Here is a 3,114-nt window from a genome sequence, read left to right as displayed (position 1 = left end):
GGCCCCGTCCTCGTACTGGAAGCCCCGGACGAACGACCCGTCGAGTTTCAGGACCGACACCGGGAGCCGGCTGAGGTAGGCGAGGTTGGAGTACCCGGTGCCGAAGTCGTCGATGGCGATCCGCACCCCCATGTCGCTGAGGGCCTGGAGCGCCTTGATCGGCCGGCCCGCGGACCCCATCAGCGCGGACTCGGTGAGTTCGAGCTGCAGCAGCCCCGGGTCGAGCTCGCACTCCGCGAGGATCCGCGCCACGTCCGACACCAGGTCGGAGTCCCAGACCTGCCGCACCGCCACGTTGACGCTGACGAACAGGGGCGGCTCGCCCGGGTGGTCGAGCTGCCACCGCCGGGCCTGCCGGCAGGCGGTCCGCAGGATCCACCGCCCCAGCGGCACGATGGACCCGTCCTCCTCGGCCAGCCCCACGAAGCGGTTCGGCGAGAGCATCCCGAACTGGGGGTGGTCCCACCGGACCAGCGCCTCCACCCCGCGCACCCGCCCGTCGGACATCCCGACCAGCGGCTGGTACTGGAGGACGAACTCCTCCCGCTCGATCCCGGGCCGCAGCGTGGAGACCAGGGCCTGCCGGGTCATCCGGTGCGCGTTGCGCTCGGGATCGAAGAGGGTCCAGCGGGACTTCCCGTCGGCCTTCGCCCAGTAGAGCGTGGTGTCGGCGGCCTGCATCAGCCCGGTCGCCGTGGTCCCCTCGGCGTGCCGCTCGACGACGCCGATGGAGGCGGAGACGGAGAGCCGCTGCCCGGAGAGGTCGAACGGCGCCTGCAGGGCGGTGAGGACCGCCTCGGCCAGGTCGGCGAGCTGTTCGGTGCCGGTGGAGTCCTCGACCAGCAGGGCGAACTCGTCGCCGCCGAGCCGCGCCACCAGCGGCGCGCCGGTGCGGTTGAAGCCGGCCTCGTCGGCGCACCGGGTGAGCCGCTCGGCCACCGCGGCGAGCAGCCGGTCGCCCACCCGGTGGCCGAGGGTGTCGTTGATCGCCTTGAAGCCGTCGAGGTCCAGGTAGCACAGCCCGACCCGGCCGGTGCCGACGTCCGAGGTCAGGGCGGTCTCCAGGGCGGTGGTCAGCCGCTCGAAGAAGAGGCTGCGGTTGGGCAGCCGGGTGACCGGGTCGTGCATCTGGAGGTGCCGCAGCCGGGCCTGGAGTTCGCGGCGGGCGGAGATGTCGGCGACGGAGAGCAGCACGCCCTGCCCGCTGCCGGTCAGCGGGGTCACCGTGACCTGGGCCCACAGGGAGTGGCCGTCGGGGTGCTTGAGCCGGCGGGTGCAGCGCAGCACCGCCTGGCGGCCGCGCAGCACCTCCCGGTACGCCTGCCAGGTACGCGGGTCGGCGGCCAGGTCCACCAGGTCGGCGGCGACCCGGCCGGCCAGCGTGTCCGGGCGGGGTGCGCCCAGGAGCCGGGCGAGGGTGGCGTTGGCGCCCACCACCAGGCCGTCCGGGGCGACCACCGCCATGGCCAGCGGCGCCGCCGTGAAGGCGGACCGGTAGGCGGGGTCGAGACCGAGCAGCGCGTCTCCGCCCGCCGCGGGCGCGCGAACGACGTCCCGCTCCTGGCCCCGCACGGGTTCCTGGCCCCGCGCGAGTTCCTGGCTCCGGGCGGGCTCGCCGCCGGTGACGGCGCCGCGGGCGTACCTGCCCCGCCGGGGGGACGGCTTCGGTCCGGCGGCAGGGCCGGGCGAGGCCGGACCCGCTGAGGGCGCCGCGGGCGCCGAGGGCTCCGCGCCACGCTCCGTGACGGTCTGGCCCATGCGATCCGGAGCAGCCGGACCTTCGGACGTTCCGCTCACCGCTTGCTCCCGCAGTGCACTCGATCTTCGTATGGGTAGTCCGGTTCAGGAAGGGTCAGGAAAGTGTGCCGATCATAGAGGCAGCCCACAGGCCCTTCCAGCCGTCCATTTCCGCACTGGGGCAAACCACCCCAGCCGCGGATCGCTTGCGTCCAGAAATGGACACGTCGCTTCATCGGCCGATCAGTTGTGACGTTCCGTGACCGAAGCTCAGTTCGAGTCCCGGCCGGGGCGCCGGGATGCGCAGGTCGCCCCTCACCCTTCCGGGCCAGACGAACAGGGCATCTCTCCACACCATCACACAGTCTGGGTGCGGTGTCCCGGAAATCGCGCCCGGAGGTAGCCGTGCCGTGTCCCGTCCCCTTCAGCAAGGGGTTCCGCCGCCGTCCGGGCATGCGCACCTCGGCGGCCGTGGTCACCACCCTGTCCGCACTCGCCGCGACGTCCATCGTCGCCCACCCCTCCGCCGCCGGGACCAGCCTGGAACCGTGCGCGCTGGAGCGCACCTCCGCCCACCACTCCGAGGGGCTCGACACCTGGAACGCCCATTACCCCCGTCCGACCCGTCCCCTCGACGCGGTGATGGTGTTTCTTTCCTTCCCAGACTCGGAGCCGCTCACCACTCCGCGGCAATTGATGGCCGACCATTTCCCCCTCACCAACGACTACTTCCGGCGGGCCTCGTACGGAAGGTTCAGCGTCCGGGCGGACCCGGTGAGGACTTGGCTGAGAATGCCGCGTGCGTCCACGGAGTACGCGATGGAGCGCGACTGGAGCCCCGCCCGGCGCGCCGCGTACCTCGAGGACGCGCTCTCCGTGTCCGATCCGGTCGTCGACTTCTCGCGGTACGACATCGTGTACCTGGTCGCCGACCCGGACGCGCCGGGCGTCAACGCGGACGCCACCAAGGTCGTCAACCTGTCCCGGCCGCTGCGCGCCGACGGCACCGACCTGCGGCGGGTGGTCACCGTCTTCGAGCGGCATCCGCCGGACCGGCTGGTGCTGGCCCACGAGACCGGGCACGTGCTGGACCTGCCGGACCTGTACCACCGGCCCCGGGACGGCAAGGGCGACTGGGACACCCATGTGGGCGACTGGGACCTCATGGGCAGTCAGTTCGGGCTCGCGCCGGACCTCCTCGGCTGGCACAAGTGGAAGCTGGGCTGGCTCGACTCCGGGCAGATCAGCTGCGTGCGGGGCCCCACCCGGCTCACCCTGGAGCCGCTGGGCGTGGGCGGCGACGGCGACCGGGAGACGGGCGGGAGGCCGGAGACGGCGGAGGCCGCGGCGGGAGCGGAACGAGGATCGGCGGCGGGG

Annotated in this window: 1 protein-coding gene and 1 pseudogene; one reads left to right on the top strand and one right to left on the bottom strand. The window is 73.0% G+C overall.

Annotated elements, in window-relative coordinates; genetic code table 11:
• Positions 1-1,758: putative bifunctional diguanylate cyclase/phosphodiesterase (locus ACOV8S_RS19510; protein WP_448319078.1), on the bottom strand; the 1,758-nt coding region annotated here is incomplete at its 3' end.
• A 432-nt stretch (positions 1,759-2,190) separates the two neighbouring features.
• Here ACOV8S_RS19510 and ACOV8S_RS19505 point away from each other — a divergent pair.
• A pseudogene (locus ACOV8S_RS19505) lies at positions 2,191-3,114 on the top strand (M6 family metalloprotease domain-containing protein); the annotation flags it as partial.

The sequence above is a fragment of the Streptomyces sp. CO7 genome, assembly GCF_053474865.1.
Note: the sequence above shows the minus strand (reverse complement) of the source record. Positions and strands in the feature narration are given on the sequence as shown.